This is a genomic window from Massilia phyllosphaerae, assembly GCF_034659755.1.
In the GTDB taxonomy this organism is placed as follows: domain Bacteria; phylum Pseudomonadota; class Gammaproteobacteria; order Burkholderiales; family Burkholderiaceae_D; genus Telluria; species Telluria phyllosphaerae.
In genome coordinates, this window is the sequence record NZ_JAXSQX010000002.1 from 469458 (window position 1) to 484957 (window position 15500).

9 protein-coding genes, 1 tRNA gene and 1 pseudogene are annotated in these 15500 nt (G+C 64.5%); 7 read left to right on the top strand and 4 right to left on the bottom strand.

What is annotated here, in order from left to right; genetic code table 11:
• Nucleotides 1–7 precede the first annotated feature (7 nt).
• From U1H99_RS10250 to hpnC, 4 genes and pseudogenes are all read right to left on the bottom strand, one after another.
• Entirely contained in the window at nucleotides 8–847 is an 840-nt protein-coding gene (locus tag U1H99_RS10250) for a DUF1700 domain-containing protein (protein ID WP_323141635.1), read from the bottom strand.
• Between the two features lie 124 nt (nucleotides 848–971).
• Complete coding sequence (gene hpnE, locus U1H99_RS10255) at nucleotides 972–2324, bottom strand: hydroxysqualene dehydroxylase HpnE (protein WP_323141636.1); 1353 nt, start codon at nucleotides 2322–2324, stop codon at nucleotides 972–974.
• 4 nt (nucleotides 2325–2328) lie between these two features.
• Nucleotides 2329–3150, bottom strand: a pseudogene (hpnD, locus tag U1H99_RS10260) (presqualene diphosphate synthase HpnD); the annotation flags it as partial.
• A 92-nt stretch (nucleotides 3151–3242) separates the two neighbouring features.
• Nucleotides 3243–4052: a squalene synthase HpnC gene (gene hpnC, locus U1H99_RS10265; RefSeq protein WP_323141637.1), complete on the bottom strand. Its 810-nt coding sequence runs from the start codon at nucleotides 4050–4052 to the stop codon at nucleotides 3243–3245.
• A gap of 116 nt (nucleotides 4053–4168) precedes the next feature.
• On the opposite strand from hpnC, the gene U1H99_RS10270 reads away from it, so the two are divergent.
• From U1H99_RS10270 to lon, 7 genes are all read left to right on the top strand, one after another.
• The gene (locus U1H99_RS10270; RefSeq protein ID WP_323141638.1) at nucleotides 4169–5725 is read left to right on the top strand and encodes an efflux RND transporter periplasmic adaptor subunit; all 1557 of its coding nucleotides are present in this window, start codon (nucleotides 4169–4171) and stop codon (nucleotides 5723–5725) included.
• Complete coding sequence (locus U1H99_RS10275; protein ID WP_323141639.1) at nucleotides 5722–8826, top strand: efflux RND transporter permease subunit; 3105 nt, start codon at nucleotides 5722–5724, stop codon at nucleotides 8824–8826. The genes U1H99_RS10270 and U1H99_RS10275 overlap by 4 nt, the downstream gene beginning before the upstream one ends.
• A gap of 292 nt (nucleotides 8827–9118) precedes the next feature.
• Nucleotides 9119–9205: transfer RNA gene (locus tag U1H99_RS10280), tRNA-Leu, on the top strand.
• Nucleotides 9206–9236: 31 nt separating this feature from the next.
• The gene (tig, locus tag U1H99_RS10285; protein WP_323141640.1) at nucleotides 9237–10577 is read left to right on the top strand and encodes a trigger factor; all 1341 of its coding nucleotides are present in this window, start codon (nucleotides 9237–9239) and stop codon (nucleotides 10575–10577) included.
• A gap of 112 nt (nucleotides 10578–10689) precedes the next feature.
• Nucleotides 10690–11307 (top strand): ATP-dependent Clp endopeptidase proteolytic subunit ClpP, encoded by a 618-nt coding sequence (gene clpP / locus U1H99_RS10290; protein ID WP_185748496.1) that lies wholly within the window; start codon nucleotides 10690–10692, stop codon nucleotides 11305–11307.
• Between the two features lie 157 nt (nucleotides 11308–11464).
• Nucleotides 11465–12733 (top strand): ATP-dependent Clp protease ATP-binding subunit ClpX, encoded by a 1269-nt coding sequence (gene clpX, locus U1H99_RS10295; protein WP_323141641.1) that lies wholly within the window; start codon nucleotides 11465–11467, stop codon nucleotides 12731–12733.
• 268 nt (nucleotides 12734–13001) lie between these two features.
• Nucleotides 13002–15407, top strand: coding sequence for an endopeptidase La (gene lon, locus U1H99_RS10300; RefSeq protein WP_323141642.1), 2406 nt, complete (start codon nucleotides 13002–13004; stop codon nucleotides 15405–15407).
• Nucleotides 15408–15500 lie beyond the last annotated feature (93 nt).

Genomic DNA, 15500 nt, shown 5'->3' on the forward strand with positions numbered 1-15500 from the left:
GGTGGTTTCAGTGTCCGGCGAGGAGGGAACGGTTCATCTGGAAGTAGCGCTTCAAGCCGACCAGGGTAAAGCGCGTGACCACCAGCGATACCAGGAACAGGGCGATCCCGCCGATCACCATGCCCAGGCCGACCGCGGTCTGGGTGGTGCGCGATTCGGCATCCATCTCGGTGCTGATGCGCAGCGAGCCGTCGGTGACCGCTTCGGCGCCGCGCAGCACGCGCGAACGCCCGCGCCGGCTGCTTCCTTCCTCGTCCGGCGCGCCATCCTCGGCGCCGCGCGGGCTGTCCTGGGTGATCTGGATGTCGCCGGCGCCGATGGTGATGCGGGTCTGGCGCTCGCCGCGGCTGTCCGGGTCGACCGTCATGTAGCGGGCCGGCCAGTCGAGCACCAGCTCGTTGGTGCCGGCCAGGCCGCTGGCGGTGGTCATGATGCCGCCCACATAAAAGGCCAGCGCGCACACGTACAGGGCGAACAGCAGCGCCGAATAGACGATCGCCGGGACGATCATGAACAGGTTGAAGATGGCCAGGCCTGCCACCGACGCGATCATGCGGGGCAGGTTGGCCGGCGCCTTCTTTTGCGGTTTGTCTCCGCTGTTTTTGGCGCTGACATTGGCGTTGGCGGTGGCATCGGCGGTGAGCGCGTCGAAGTGGGTGCTGGCGCGCAGCGTCATCGCGATCTTTTTCGGGTCGTCGAGTTCGCGTGCGACGTCCTCTTCGCCGCGGCCGAGGTTGGCGCCGTCGACGAAGCGCTGCTCGTAATAGGCCAGGGTCCTGGCCTGGACCTCGGGCGTCAGGCCCAGCATGGCGCGCTTGAGCGCGTCGAGGTATTCCAGTTTTCCCATCGGAGTTCCGTATTGCAGTATTCGATGCTGCCAGACTACGCCGTACGGCCCGGCCGCGCCAGCGCCGTGCGACAGTCTGCAGGATACGCGGCCCAGGGCGCCGCCAGGGCCGATGGGCGCAAGCTCAAGCCGCGATGCCGTCCAGCGTGCGCGCCGCCGCCAGGCCGCTGCGCACCGCCGATTCCAGCGTCGCCGGGTAGTCGCAGGCGGTGTAGTCGCCGGCCAGCGCCAGCCCCTTGACGCCGGTATCGTTGCCGGGCCGGACGAGGGCCGGCCTGCAGCTGAAGGTGGCGCGCTTTTCGGTGATGACCTGGTGCCAGGCCGGCGCGGCCAGGGCCGGCAAGCCGAAGGCCTCGGCCAGCTGGGCCGCGACCTGGGCCGCCAATTGGCCGCGCTCGAGTTCCGCGGCACCGGAGGCGCCGCTGATCACCACCGCCAGCAGGCCGTTCTGGCCGGCGTCCAATTGCCCGCGGTCGAACACGAACTGGCCCCAGTGGCCGCGTTCCGGCTCGTCCAGCAACGCGCAGAAGGGCAGCGGCAGGCGCAGCGCCGGGTCGTAGTGCAGGTAGACCGTGGAAATCGGTTCGTAGTCGAAGGCATCGAGCTGGCCGGCCAGGACGTCGAGGCCGGGCAGGGCGCGCAGAATCGCCGCGGCCTGCCACGGCGCGGTCGCCAGCACCACGCCGTCGAACTTGACGCAGCCGGCGGAGGTCGTCACGCGCCAGCGGTCATCGTCGTCCCGGGCCAGGGCGTCGACGCGGGCCGCGGTCAGCACGCGGCCGCCGCCCTGTTCGATGTGGCGGCGGGCGGCGTCCGGAAACAGCGCGTCGAGCAGCAAGCGCGGCAGCAGCATGTCGGACGCCGCCCGCTTGGCGCCGAGGCTGTCGCGCAGCACCGCCAGGAACACCTGGCTGGAAGCGTGTTCGGGCGCGGTGTTCAGCGCCGCCAGGCACAGCGGGCGCCACATCTGGCGGACCAGGTTCGGGGTCTGGTCGAAGCGTTCCAGCAGCTCGGCCACGCTGCAATCGTTGTGCAGCTGCCAACCCATCCAGCGCGCGCTGGTCGAAAAGCGCGCCAGCGCCATCTTGTCGGCGCTCGTGAGGCCGCGCGCGCGCAGTAGCGCCGCCAGCATGTGCAGCGGCGCCGGCAGCGGCGGGGCGACGAAATCCATGAGGCCGCGGCCCGGCGGGTAGCGCATCTGCAGCGGCAGGCGCAGCAGCGCGTCGCGCGGCTTGATGCCGACCCGGCGCAGCAGGCCCAGGGTCTGGTCGTAGGCGCCCAGCATGATGTGCTGGCCGTTGTCGAGCTGGCGGCCGTGGGCATCGACGGCGCGCGCGCGGCCGCCAAGGGTGCGCGCGGCTTCGTACAGGGTCACCGCATGGCCGGCGTCGGCCAGGGCGACGGCCGCGGCGCAGCCGGCCCAGCCGCCGCCGATCACGGCGGTGGCGGGGCCGGGGCGCGTGTGCATTGCGGGCATCGGGTTTCCACGCCAGCCACAGCTTGCGCAGCGGCGTCAGCGAAATCCGCTGCGTCAGCACGTGGAAGCCGTCGCGCTCGATCTCGTCGAGCAGCGTGCGGTAGATCGCCGCCATCATCAGGCCGGGACGCTGGGCGCGCCGGTCCTGCTTCGGCAGCAGGGCCATGGCCTCGTCGTAGCAGGCCTGGGCGCGGTCGGTCTGGAACTTCATCAGCGCCTCGAACTTCTCGCTGTGGCGCGCGTTCAGCAGGTCGGCGGCGGTGACGCCGTGCTGCTGCAGTTCGTTCACCGGCAGGTAGATGCGGCCCTTGCGCGCGTCTTCGCCGACGTCGCGGATGATGTTGGTCAGCTGGAAGGCCAGTCCCAGCTTTTCCGCGTACTCCAGGGTCTTCGGATCGGTCACGCCGAAGATGCTGGCCGACAGGATGCCGACCACGCCGGCCACGTGCCAGCAGTATTTGCGCAGGCCCGGGTAATCGAGGTAGCGCGACTGGTCGAGGTCCATCTCCATGCCGTCGATGATGGCCTGCAGGTGTTCCTGCTTGAGGTCGTAGACGGCGATGTGCGGGCGCAGCGCCAGCATCACCGGGTGGGTCGGCGCGCCGTCGGCGGCATACATGCTCGCCACTTCGTTGCGCCACCAGGCCAGCTTGATGCGCGCCAGCGAGCCGTCGCTGGTGTCGTCGACGGTGTCGTCGACCTCCCGGCAGAATGCATACAGCGCCGTGATCGCGCGCCGCCGTTCAGGCGGCAGGAACAGGAAGCTGTAATAAAAGCTGGAGCCGCTTTGGACGGTCTTTTGTTGGCAGTATTCGTCGGGAGACATATTATAAAAACGCAAATTCCTGGAGCAAGTCCGCTATTCTATCTCTGATAGGGCTCCAGATGAGGGCAATGCGGGGGATTTACAGTCGCGCCCTACATTTTGATGGCGCGCCAGCCGATCGCCAGCCAGTCCAGCCGTCCCAGCTTGGGACGCCGGGTGTGTACGTCGTAATCGACCCGTTCGATCGCTTCCAGGATGCGCAGGCCGCCCTGGACCACCATCCGCAGTTCCCAGCCGACGCGGCCCGGCAGGCGGGTCGCGAGCGGGGCGCCTTCCAGCATCAGGGCGCGCGCCCGTTCCACTTCGAAGCGCATCAGCGCGGTCCAGGCCGAACCCTGGCGGCCGGCGCGGATGTCGGCTTCGCTCACGCCGAAGCGCTGCAAGTCTTCCAGCGGCAGGTAGATCCGGCCTTTTTCGATGTCGATCGCCACGTCCTGCCAAAAATTAATCAGCTGCAGTGCGCTACAGACGGCATCCGACTGGCGCAGGCTGAGCGGGTCGGCCACGCCGTACAGGGCTAGCATCAGGCGCCCCACCGGGTCGGCCGAGCGGCGGCAATAGTCGAGCAGGGCGGCGAAATCGGCGTAGCGGACGGTGGTCACGTCCTGGCGGAAGGCGCTCAGCAGGTTGCGCAAGGGTTGCAGGTCGAGCCGGTAAGCGGCGATCACGGCGGCGAGGCGCGCGAACAGCGGGTCTTGCGGGGGCGTACCGGCCGCGATGGCGTCCAGCGCGGCGTCATAGGCGCTTAGCGCCGCCAGCCGCTCCTCGGGGCGGGCATCGCCCTCGTCGGCGATGTCGTCGGCGCTGCGCGCGAAGGCGTAGATCGCTTCCACCGCCGGCCGCAGGCGGCGCGGCAGCAGGATCGAGGCGACGGGGAAGTTTTCGTAGTGATCGACGGCCATGGGGGATGCGGTGTTGTGTTTGCATGATTATAATTGCTCAAATTAAAAAATCAGAATTGCCCGGGCATCCGGTCCGGGCTACAGAGGAAGACACCGTGCCCGTCCGCGAATCCTGCTTGTCCCGCCGTTCCCTGGCGCTGCCCATTTTGTTGCCCCTGCTGTTGTTCGCCTTGTTGTCCGCCTGTTCGAAGCCGGCGCCGCCGGCCCCTGAGGTGCGCCCAGTGCGCACCCTCACGCTGGCCGCCGCCGCCGTCGGCAGCAGCGCCGAGTTTTCGGGCGACGTGCGCCCGCGCTACGAATCGCGCCTGGGTTTTCGCGTCGGCGGCAAGATCAGCGCGCGCAAGGTCGACGTCGGCAGCGTCGTGACGCGCGGGACGGTCCTGATGCAGCTCGATCCGCAAGACTTGCGTCTCGGCCAGGCCCAGGCCCAGGCGGCCTTGCGCGCGGCCGAGACCACGTCCGAGCTGGCCCAGGCGGAACTCAAGCGGTACCAGGGCTTGCGTGCCCAGAACTTCGTCAGCCAGGCCGTGCTCGACGAGAAAGTGGCGGCGGCGCGTTCCAGCCAGGCCACGGTGGAATCGAGCCGCGCCGCGCTGCGCGAGCAGAGCAACCAGGCCGGCTATGCCAACCTGGTGTCGGACACGGATGGCGTGGTGACGGCGATCGACGCCGAGGTCGGGCAGGTGGTCGCCGCCGGCACCCCGGTGGTGCGGGTCGCGCGCACCGATGAAAAGGAAGTCGTGATCGGCGTGCCGGAAGACCAGGTCGAGGCCTTACGCAAGGTGAGCGAGGTCAAGGTCAAGTTGTGGGCCGACCCCAACGCCAGCATCGCGGGACGCATCCGCGAAGTGTCGCCGATGGCCGATCCGGCCACACGCACCTACACGGTCAAGGTCGCGATGCCGGCGCGCGAGGACGTCCGCCTGGGGATGACGGCGGTGGTCCAGCTGCTGCACCGCGCGGCCGGCGCCAACACGTCCCAATTGCGCGTGCCGACCTCGGCGCTGTACCAGGACAAGGGCGTGACCTCGGTCTGGGTCGTCGACGACGGCGTGGCGCGCCTGCGCCCGGTGCAGGTCGGCGGCGTGGCCGGCAACGACGTGGTGCTGGCGGGCGGCGTGCAGGCCGGCCAGGTGGTGGTGACGGCCGGCGTCAACCTGCTGCGCGACGGCCAGCGGGTCAAGATCCTGACCGCCGACGTGGCGCGCCGCGCGGATGCCGAGGCCGAAGCCGCGGGCAAGTCGGATGCGCATGCCGGCAAGGGTTCAAGTACGGAGCACGGCTCGGTAGCGGGTGCTCCCGGCGGGCAGGCTGCGCTTGGCGTGCCGCCGGCGGGGCCGGGCGTGCCGTCGGCGGCAGCGGCACCTGCTGCGACGCCGGTGGCGGTGCCTGCGGCTGCCGCGGCAGTGGCCGGGGCCGCTGCCGTCGGTGCAGGGGCGGCGGTCCTGGCCAAGGCGCCGGCACCCGAACCGGCGCACGCGGCTGCCAAGCCGGCCGCCAAGCCAGAGCAGAAGGCGGCGCGCAAGGAAAGCAGGAAGGAAACGAAAAAGGAAGCACGCAAAGACGTGAAGAAGAAATCCGCCGAACACGCCAAAAAGCGTACCGACAAGAGTTCCAGCAAGACCGCTGCAGCCCACGGCCGCAAGCACGCTGGTGCGGGAGCGGCTAAATGAGGGGTTTCAACCTGTCGCGCTGGGCGCTGGAACATATCCCGCTCACGCGCTACCTGATCGCCGCGCTGCTGATCGGCGGCATCCTCAGCTACAACGTGCTCGGCCAGGATGAGGATCCTCCCTTCACCTTCCGCATCATGGTGCTGACGGCTTACTGGCCCGGCGCCACCGCGGTGCAGATGGCCCAGCAGGTGACCGATAAGCTCGAGCGCAAACTGCAGGAAACGCCGTCGATCGACAAGATCTCGAGCTTTTCCAAGCCCGGCGAAACCACCGTCATCCTCGAACTGAAGGAATCGACCGCGCCGAAGGACGTGCCGCCGACCTGGTACCAGGTACGCAAGAAGGTCGGCGACATCGCGGCGACGCTGCCGGCCGGCGTGGTCGGCCCCTTTTTCAACGACGAATTCGGCGACACCTACGGCTCGATCTTCGCGCTGTCCGGCGATGGGTTCACCTATGCCGAGATGCGCGACTATGCCGACTTCGTGCGCCAGCAGTTGCTGGCCGTGCCGCTGGTGGCCAAGGTCGAGCAGTTCGGGGTGCAGGAAGAAAAGCTGAACATCCTGTTCTCGCAGCAGAAGTTCGCCCAGCTCGGCGTGCCGATGGACACCATCGTCAACCAGATCGCGACCCAGAACGGCATCGAGGCCTCGGGCGTGCTGGTCACGCCGGGCGAGAACCTGCAGGTGCGCGTCAGCGGCGGCCTCAGGACTCCGAAAGACCTGGAAGACCTGAGCCTGCGCGCTAACGGCACTACCATCCGCCTGGGCGACTTCGCCCACGTCGAGCGCGCCTACCAGGACCCGCCTCGCGACAAGATGCGCTTCAACGGCAAGGAAGTGATCGGCCTGGGCGTGTCGATGGAAAAGGGCGGCAATATCATCCAGCTGGGCGAGGGACTGGAACAGACGGTGGCGCGCATCCGTGCCCAGCTGCCGGTCGGGATCGAGCTGGAGCGGGTGTCGAACCAGCCGGCCGCGGTAACGGCCTCGGTGAGCGAATTCATGCACACGCTGGTGGAGGCGGTGGTGATCGTGCTGCTGGTGTCGTTCGTGGCCCTGGGTTTGCATTCGAAGCCGAAGCTGCGCCTGGACGTGCGTCCCGGCCTGGTAGTGGCGCTGACCATCCCGCTGGTGCTGGCGATCACCTTCATGTTCATGCGCGTGCTCGATATCTCGCTGCACAAGGTGTCGCTGGGGGCACTGATCATCGCGCTGGGCCTGCTGGTGGATGACGCCATCATCGCCGTCGAGATGATGGTGCGTAAGATGGAGGAGGGCATGTCGCGCTTCGAGGCGGCGACCTTTGCCTACACCTCGACCGCCTTCCCGATGCTGACCGGTACCCTGATCACGGCGGCCGGCTTCCTGCCGATCGGCCTGGCCAAGTCCACCGCCGGCGAATACACCTTCTCGATGTTCTCGGTGAACGCGATCGCGCTGATCGTGTCGTGGGTCGTGGCGGTGACTTTCACGCCCTACATCGGCTTCGTGCTGTTACGGGTTGAGCCAAATAAGCAGCCGCATGCGCCGGGTGAGAGCGCGCACCATGACGTGTTCGATTCGCCGGCGTACCAGCGCTTCCGGCGCCTGGTCAACTGGTGCGTGGAGTGGCGCATGACGACGATCGTGCTGTCGCTGGCGGTGTTCGGGCTCGGCGTGTTCGGCTTCAAGTTCATCGAAAAGCAGTTCTTCCCGGATTCCAGCCGCCCCGAGCTGATGGTCGAGATGTGGACGCCGGAAGGCACCAGCTTCGCCGTCAACGAAGCGCTGGCCAAAAAATTCGAAGCCTTCGTGCGCCGCCAGCCGGAGCTGGAAAGCGTGACCAGCTATATCGGCACCGGCAGCCCGCGCTTCTACCTGCCGCTGGACCAGATCTTCCCGGCTTGGAACGTCTCCCAGTTCGTGGTGCTGCCCAAGACCCTGGCGGGGCGCGAAACGCTGCTGCGCAAGATCCGCCAGGTGTTCAAGGACGATTTCCCGGAAGTGCGCGGGCGCGTGAAACTGCTGCCGAACGGGCCGCCGGTGCCGTATCCGGTGCAGTTCCGCGTCACCGGCCCGGACATCGCGGTGGTGCGGCGCGTGGCCGACCAGGTCAAGGACGTGATGCGCACCAACCAGAACACGGTCGGCGTCAACGACAACTGGAACGAGTCGGTCAAGGTGCTGCGTCTCGATCTCGACCAGGACAAGCTGCGCGCGCTCGGCGTGACCTCGCAGGCGGTGCGGCGCACCGTCGCCACCGTGCTGTCGGGCACGACGATCGGCCAGTTCCGAGAAAGCAACCGCCTGATCGACATCGTGGTGCGCCAGCCGCTGGAAGAGCGCTCGACCATGTCGGTACTGGCCAATACCAACGTCGCCACCGCGGCCGGCAAGCCGGTGCCGCTGTCGCAGCTGGCGCGCATCGAGTTCGTGTGGGAGCCGGGCGTCGTGTGGCGCGAGTGGCGCGAGTGGGCGATCATGGTCCAGGCCGACGTGGTGGAGGGCATCCAGGGCCCGACGGTCTCGACCCAGGTCGACGAGCGCCTGGCCGGGCTGCGCAAGATGCTGCCGGCCGGCTACCGCATCCAGCAGGAAGGCGCCGCTGCCGACAGTGCCGAAGCGGAAGCCTCGATCTCGGCCAACGTACCGCTGGTGCTGTTCCTGGTGTTCACCCTGTTGATGCTGCAGCTGCACAGCTTCTCGCGCGCGCTGCTGGTGTTCCTGACCGGGCCGCTGGGGGTGGCCGGGGCGGCGATGGCCCTGCTGGCGCTGGGCCGGCCGTTCGGCTTCGTCGCCAACCTGGGCGTGATCGCGCTGTTCGGCATGATCATCCGCAACTCGGTGATCCTGGTCGACCAGATCGAAACCGATATCGGCGCCGGGGTGCCGGCCTGGGATGCGATCGTCGAAGCGGCGGTGCGGCGCTGCCGGCCGATCCTGCTGACGGCGGCCGCAGCGGCATTGGCCATGATTCCATTGTCGCGTTCCGTGTTCTGGGGGCCGATGGCGGTGGCGATCATGGGTGGCTTGCTGGTCGCCACGGCATTGACGCTGCTGTTCCTGCCGGCCCTGTACGCGGCCTGGTTCAGGGTAAAAAAGCCGGTTAATTCGTAGGGTGGACATCCCGTGCCCACGCGAGCGTTCGCGTAACGACGGCGTTCGCGTGGGCTCGGGGAGCCCACCCTACCTATACATTGCTAACCTAAGTAATTGATATAACGTAGAAAAATCTCCGCTATAAAAACGGGGTCAATGACTAGCACGGTACGATTTAAAAATCATCCAATGCTGTCAGAAAATCCAGTAAAATATCGGGTTGAAGTTGTAGCCCCTAAACAAATGGAATGCAGGGCGGCCGGGTGTTCGATCGGGCGCCCTTTGTTTTTGTGGCAAGATGCAATCCTGCGCGAGGATGGCGAAATTGGTAGACGCACCAGGTTTAGGTCCTGACGCCAGCAATGGTGTGGGGGTTCGAGTCCCCCTCCTCGCACCACGAATAATTATTTTTTTGGACGATTTTTACAATGGCAACTGCAGTCGAAAACCTGGGTAAACTCGAGCGTCGCTTGACTCTCTCTTTTCCGCTGAGCGACGTTCGTACGGAAGTTGAAAAGCGCCTCAAGCAGCAGGCCAAGACCGCACGCGCACCGGGCTTCCGTCCGGGCAAAGTGCCGCTCAAGATGGTCGCTGCCCAGTACGGCTACCAGATCGAGTCCGACGTGCTGAACGACCGCGTCGGCGCGGCCTTCAACCAGGCAGCGACCGAAGCCCAGCTGCGCGTCGCCGGCATGCCGAAAATCGAACCGAAGCAAGATGCACCGGAAGGCATGCTGGCCTTCGACGCGACCTTCGAAGTCTATCCGGAAGTCTCCCTGCCTGACCTGGCCGGCATCGAAGTCGAAACCGTCAAGGCCGACGTCAGCGACGCCGAGATCGACAAGACCATCGACATCCTGCGCAAGCAGCGCGTGCACTTCCACACCAAGGGCGAAGCCGGCGAACACGGCGACGGCGGCGAAGCCGTCGCTGCCAACGGCGACCGCGTGACCGTGGACTTCACCGGCGTCATCGACGGCGTCGAGTTCCCGGGTGGTAAAGCTGACGACTACGCCTTCGTGCTGGGCGAAGGCCGCATGCTGCCGGAATTCGAAGCCGCGACCGTCGGCCTGAAAGTCGGCGAAAGCAAGACCTTCCCGCTGGCTTTCCCCGAGGACTACCACGGCAAGGACGTGGCCGGCAAGACTGCCGAGTTCACCATCACCCTGAAGAACCTGGAATGGGCGCACCTGCCGGCGATCGACGAAGAGTTCGCCAAGTCGCTGGGCATCGAAGACGGCAGCGTCGAAAAAATGCGCGAAGACATCAAGGTCAACCTGGAGCGTGAAGTCAACGCCCGCATCAAGGCGCGCAACAAGGAAGCCGTGATGGATGCGCTGGTCAAGCACACCGAAATGGACGTGCCGCAAGTGATGGTTGCACAGGATTCCGAGCGCCTGGCCGAGCAGACCCGCCAGGACATGGCTGGCCGCGGCATGGACGTCAAGAGCCTGCCGTTCCCGGCCGACCTGTTCGCGACCAAGGCCGAGCGCCGCGTGCGCCTGGGCCTGATCCTGTCGCAGCTGGTGGGCGACAACAACCTGCAAGCCACCCAGGACCAGGTGAAAGCCCAGATCGAAGACTTCGCGCAAAGCTACGAAGACCCGAAAGAAGTCCTGAAGTACTACTATAGCGATCGTCGCCGCCTGAGCGAAGTCGAAGCTCTTGTATTGGAAGAAAACGTCGTTAACTATGTACTTGGCAAGGCAAAGGTGACTGCGAAAGACATCGCCTTTGACGAACTGATGGGAAGCAACGCCCAAGCGTAATCGCTTGACGCAAGTTCCCTGACGCTCGGCTGCATGGAGCCGCCGCCGGTGCCGCGCTTAGCGCCGCACCGGCGGCGGCGTCCCGTAACTTTATACAAGGATAGTGACAGGTATGAATCATAATCCCGCATTGGATACCCAAGCCCTCGGCCTCGTGCCGATGGTGATCGAGCAGAGCGGTCGTGGCGAGCGCGCCTACGATATCTACTCGCGCCTGCTGAAAGAGCGCGTGATTTTCCTGGTCGGTCCTGTCAACGACCAGATGGCCAACCTGATCGTGGCCCAGCTGCTGTTCCTGGAAAGCGAAAATCCGGACAAGGATATTTCGCTGTACATCAACTCGCCGGGTGGCTCGGTCTCGGCCGGCCTGGCGATCTTCGACACCATGAACTTCATCAAGCCGGACGTGTCGACCCTGTGCACCGGCCTGGCCGCGTCGATGGGCGCCTTCCTTCTGGCTGCCGGCGCCAAGGGCAAGCGTTTCTCGCTGCCGAATTCGCGCGTCATGATCCACCAGCCGTCCGGCGGTTCGCAGGGCATGGCCTCGGACATCGAGATCCAGGCCAAGGAAATTCTGTACCTGCGCGAGCGCCTGGCGCGCATCATGGCCGACAACACCGGCCAGACGATAGAACAGATCCACAAGGATACCGACCGCGACCGCTTCATGTCCGCCGAGGAATCCGTCGAATACGGACTGATCGACCGGGTGCTGACCAGCCGTGCATAATCAAGGTAAATAGTAACGCCCGATTGTTGCTCAAAACGCCCGGTCGCGACAGCGGTTCGGGCGTTTTATTTTCAAATCGAGTAGCATGGAGATGTGTGCACTTGTTGCGCCCCTGTATTAGCGTTATATTCATTGCAATTCAACAGAAACCTGCCCCATGTCTGACAAAAAATCCTCAAGCGGCGAAAAACTCCTGTACTGCTCGTTCTGCGGCAAGAGCCAGCACGAGGTCAAGAAGCTGATCGCGGGACCTTCGGTCTTCATCTGCGACGAATGCATCGACCTGTGCAACGACATCATCCGCGATGAGACCTCGAACGTCGAAACGGTGGCGGGCGCCAAGTCCGACTTGCCGACGCCGCACGAGATCAGCGAGCTGCTGGATCAATACGTGATCGGCCAGCAGACGGCCAAGCGCATTCTGTCGGTCGCTGTATACAATCACTACAAGCGCCTCAAGCACCTCGGCAAGAAGGACGAGGTCGAGCTGGCCAAGAGCAACATCCTGCTGGTCGGTCCTACCGGCTCCGGCAAGACGCTGCTGGCCCAGACCCTGGCGCGCATGCTCAACGTCCCGTTCGTGATCGCCGACGCGACCACGCTGACGGAAGCCGGCTATGTCGGCGAGGACGTCGAGAACATCATCCAGAAACTGCTGCAGAGCTGCAACTACGAAGTCGAGAAGGCGCAGCGCGGCATCGTCTATATCGACGAGATCGACAAGATTTCGCGCAAGTCCGACAATCCGTCGATCACGCGCGACGTGTCCGGCGAAGGCGTGCAGCAGGCATTGTTGAAGCTGATCGAAGGCACCATGGCCTCGGTACCGCCGCAGGGCGGGCGCAAGCACCCGAACCAGGACTTCGTGCAGATCGATACGACCAACATCATGTTCATCTGCGGCGGCGCCTTCGACGGCCTGGCGAAAGTGATCCAGAACCGTTCGGAAAAGAGCGGCATCGGCTTCGCGGCCAGCGTCAAGAGCCCGAGCGAGCGCTCCAACAGCGACGTGCTGCTGGAAGCCGAGCCGGAAGACCTGATCAAGTTCGGCCTGATCCCCGAACTGGTCGGCCGCCTGCCGGTGGTCGCCGCGTTGAGCGAACTCACCGAAGAAGCGCTGATCCAGATCCTGATCGAGCCGAAGAACGCCCTGATCAAGCAGTATTCCAAGCTGCTCGAGATGGAAGGCGCGGAACTTGAAATTCGCCCGGCGGGCCTGCATGCGATTGCCAAGAAGGCACTGGCACGCAAGACCGGTGCGCGCGGCCTGCGTTCGATCCTGGAACACGCGCTGCTGGACGTGATGTACGAACTGCCGAGCCAGCAAAACGTGGTGAAAGTCGTGATCGATGAAAATACGATCACGAATGGCGCGAAACCTTTGCTGATCTATAGCGAGACGCCAAAAGTTTCTGGGGAAAATTAATATTTCCTGCTGTAAAAGCCTAAAACACGCTTGAAACCTGCGGTCGAGTCGGTACAATCAATCTCGACACCAGCGGGGAACGCAGTAAAAAGCCACTCGCGACTTTCGTTGCAGAGTGGCTTTTTCATTCAAAAAGCACGCTTTTGTCGAATCGGCTATAGTCAAACCCAAGTTAACAAATTTTTCATCAGGAAAAATTTTTTTGGCCGGTCTTGTGAATCGAGGGTGGGCGCCCAACATCCTCTTCACGCTTTCTATAAGGTATGCCATGACGACTACTAAATTTACCGAGCAAACGACGCTGCCCCTCTTGCCCTTGCGCGATGTGGTGGTGTTCCCTCATATGGTGATACCTCTGTTCGTCGGCCGCCCGAAATCCATCAAAGCGCTGGAAGCTGCGATGGAGCAGGGCAAGAGCATCATGCTCGCTGCGCAAAAAGCAGCTGCCAAGGACGAACCTTCGGCCGCAGACATCTACGAGATCGGCTGCGTGGCCAATATCCTGCAAATGCTGAAGCTGCCCGACGGTACCGTGAAGGTGCTGGTCGAAGGCGCCCAGCGTGCCCGTATCAATCACATCAGCGACGGTCCGAGCCATTTCGTGGCTGACCTGACCCCGATCAATTCGGAAATCGGCGACGACTCGGAAGTCGAAGCGATGCGCCGTGCGATCGTCCAGCAGTTCGACCAGTACGTCAAACTGAACAAGAAGATTCCTCCCGAGATCCTGGCATCGCTGGCCGGTATCGACGACGCCGGCCGCCTGGCCGACACCGTTGCTGCCCACCTGCCGCTCAAGCTCGAGCAGAAGCAGGTGATCCTCGAGATCTTCAACGTCGCCAAGCGCCTCGAGCACCTGCTCGGCCAGCTGGAAGGCGAACTCGACATCCTGCAGGTGGAAAAGCGCATCCGCGGCCGCGTCAAGCGCCAGATGGAGAAATCGCAGCGCGAGTACTACCTGAACGAGCAGGTCAAGGCGATCCAGAAAGAGCTGGGTGAAGGCGAAGACGGTGCCGACATCGAAGAGCTCGAGAAGAAGGTGATCGCGGCGAAGATGCCGAAGGAAGCCCTCGAGAAGGCCATGGGCGAGATCAAGAAGCTGAAGATGATGTCGCCGATGTCGGCCGAAGCCACGGTCGTGCGCAACTACATCGACACCCTGGTCGGCCTGCCTTGGAAGAAAAAGTCCAAGGTCACGATCGATCTGGAAAAGGCCGCCGAAGTGCTCGAATCCGACCACTACGGCCTGGACAAGATCAAGGAACGCATCCTCGAGTACCTCGCGGTGCAGCAGCGCGTCGAAAAACTGAAGGCGCCGATCCTGTGCTTCGTCGGTCCTCCGGGCGTGGGCAAGACGTCGCTGGGCGAATCGATCGCCCGCGCGACCGGCCGCAAGTACGTGCGCATGGCGCTCGGCGGCGTGCGCGACGAAGCCGAGATCCGCGGCCACCGTCGTACCTACATCGGCTCGATGCCGGGCAAGGTGCTGCAATCGCTGTCGAAAGTCGGCGTGCGCAACCCGCTGTTCCTGCTCGACGAGATCGATAAGATGGGTGCGGACTTCCGTGGCGACCCGTCGTCGGCACTGCTGGAAGTGCTCGACCCGGCGCAGAACCATACCTTCAGCGACCACTACGTCGAAGTCGACTTCGACCTGTCGGACGTGATGTTCGTGGCGACCTCGAACTCCTTCAACATCCCGCCGGCGCTGCTGGACCGGATGGAAGTCATCCGCCTGTCGGGTTACACCGAAGACGAGAAGACCTCGATCGCTCAGCGCTACCTGCTGCCGAAGCAGATCAAGGCGAACGGCCTGAAGGAAGAAGAGATCAAGGTCGAAGAAGCAGCGATCCGCGACATCATCCGCTACTACACCCGTGAAGCGGGCGTGCGTTCGCTCGAGCGCGAAATCTCGAAGATCTGCCGCAAGGTCGTCAAGATGCTGCTGCTGAAGAAGGACAACAAGCGCGTCATCGTCAACGCCAAGACCCTGGACAAATACCTGGGCGTGCGCCGCTACGATTTCGGCGTGGCCGAGAAGGAAAACCAGATCGGCCAGGTGGTCGGCCTGGCATGGACCGAAGTCGGCGGCGACCTGCTGACGATCGAAGCCGTGCAGGTGCCGGGCAAGGGCGCAGTGATCCGTACCGGTACGCTGGGCGACGTGATGAAGGAATCGATCGAAGCTGCGCGTACCGTGGTGCGCTCGCGTGCGAACCGCCTGGGCATCAAGAACGAGGTGTTCGAGAAGACCGACATCCACATCCACGTGCCGGAAGGCGCGACGCCGAAGGACGGTCCGTCCGCCGGTATCGCGATGACGACCGCGCTGGTGTCGGTGTTCACCGGTATCCCGGTCCGTGCCGATGTCGCCATGACCGGCGAGATCACGCTGCGCGGTGAAGTCCTGCCGATCGGCGGCTTGAAGGAAAAACTGCTGGCGGCGCAGCGCGGTGGCATCAAGACCGTGCTGATCCCCGAGCAGAACGTGAAGGACCTGGCCGACATCCCGGACAACGTCAAGAACAAGCTCGAGATCGTGCCGGTGCGCTGGATCGAAAAGGTCCTCGAAGTCGCCCTGGAACGCCAGCCGGAAGCCCTGGTCGACGTCCCGGCCGTGGCTGCCCCGGTGGCCGCGGCTGCCGAAGGGCAGGGCGGCGTGGTCAAGCACTGATCCTGCCTGTTTCACTCTGAAAAGCGCCCCTCGCGGGCGCTTTTTTCTTGCCTGTGCCTGCCGCAGTCGAATGGTTCTTCTAATTTGTTGCCC

What these genes read in the sequence shown, in the direction of transcription:
- U1H99_RS10250 (WP_323141635.1), bottom strand. Translation starts at nt 847, where the DNA reads ATGGGAAAACTGGAATACCTCGACGCGCTCAAGCGCGCCATGCTGGGC.
- hpnE (WP_323141636.1), bottom strand. Translation starts at nt 2,324, where the DNA reads ATGCCCGCAATGCACACGCGCCCCGGCCCCGCCACCGCCGTGATCGGC.
- hpnC (WP_323141637.1), bottom strand. Translation starts at nt 4,052, where the DNA reads ATGGCCGTCGATCACTACGAAAACTTCCCCGTCGCCTCGATCCTGCTG.
- U1H99_RS10275 (WP_323141639.1), top strand. Translation starts at nt 5,722, where the DNA reads ATGAGGGGTTTCAACCTGTCGCGCTGGGCGCTGGAACATATCCCGCTC.
- tig (WP_323141640.1), top strand. Translation starts at nt 9,237, where the DNA reads ATGGCAACTGCAGTCGAAAACCTGGGTAAACTCGAGCGTCGCTTGACT.
- clpP (WP_185748496.1), top strand. Translation starts at nt 10,690, where the DNA reads ATGAATCATAATCCCGCATTGGATACCCAAGCCCTCGGCCTCGTGCCG.
- clpX (WP_323141641.1), top strand. Translation starts at nt 11,465, where the DNA reads ATGTCTGACAAAAAATCCTCAAGCGGCGAAAAACTCCTGTACTGCTCG.
- lon (WP_323141642.1), top strand. Translation starts at nt 13,002, where the DNA reads ATGACGACTACTAAATTTACCGAGCAAACGACGCTGCCCCTCTTGCCC.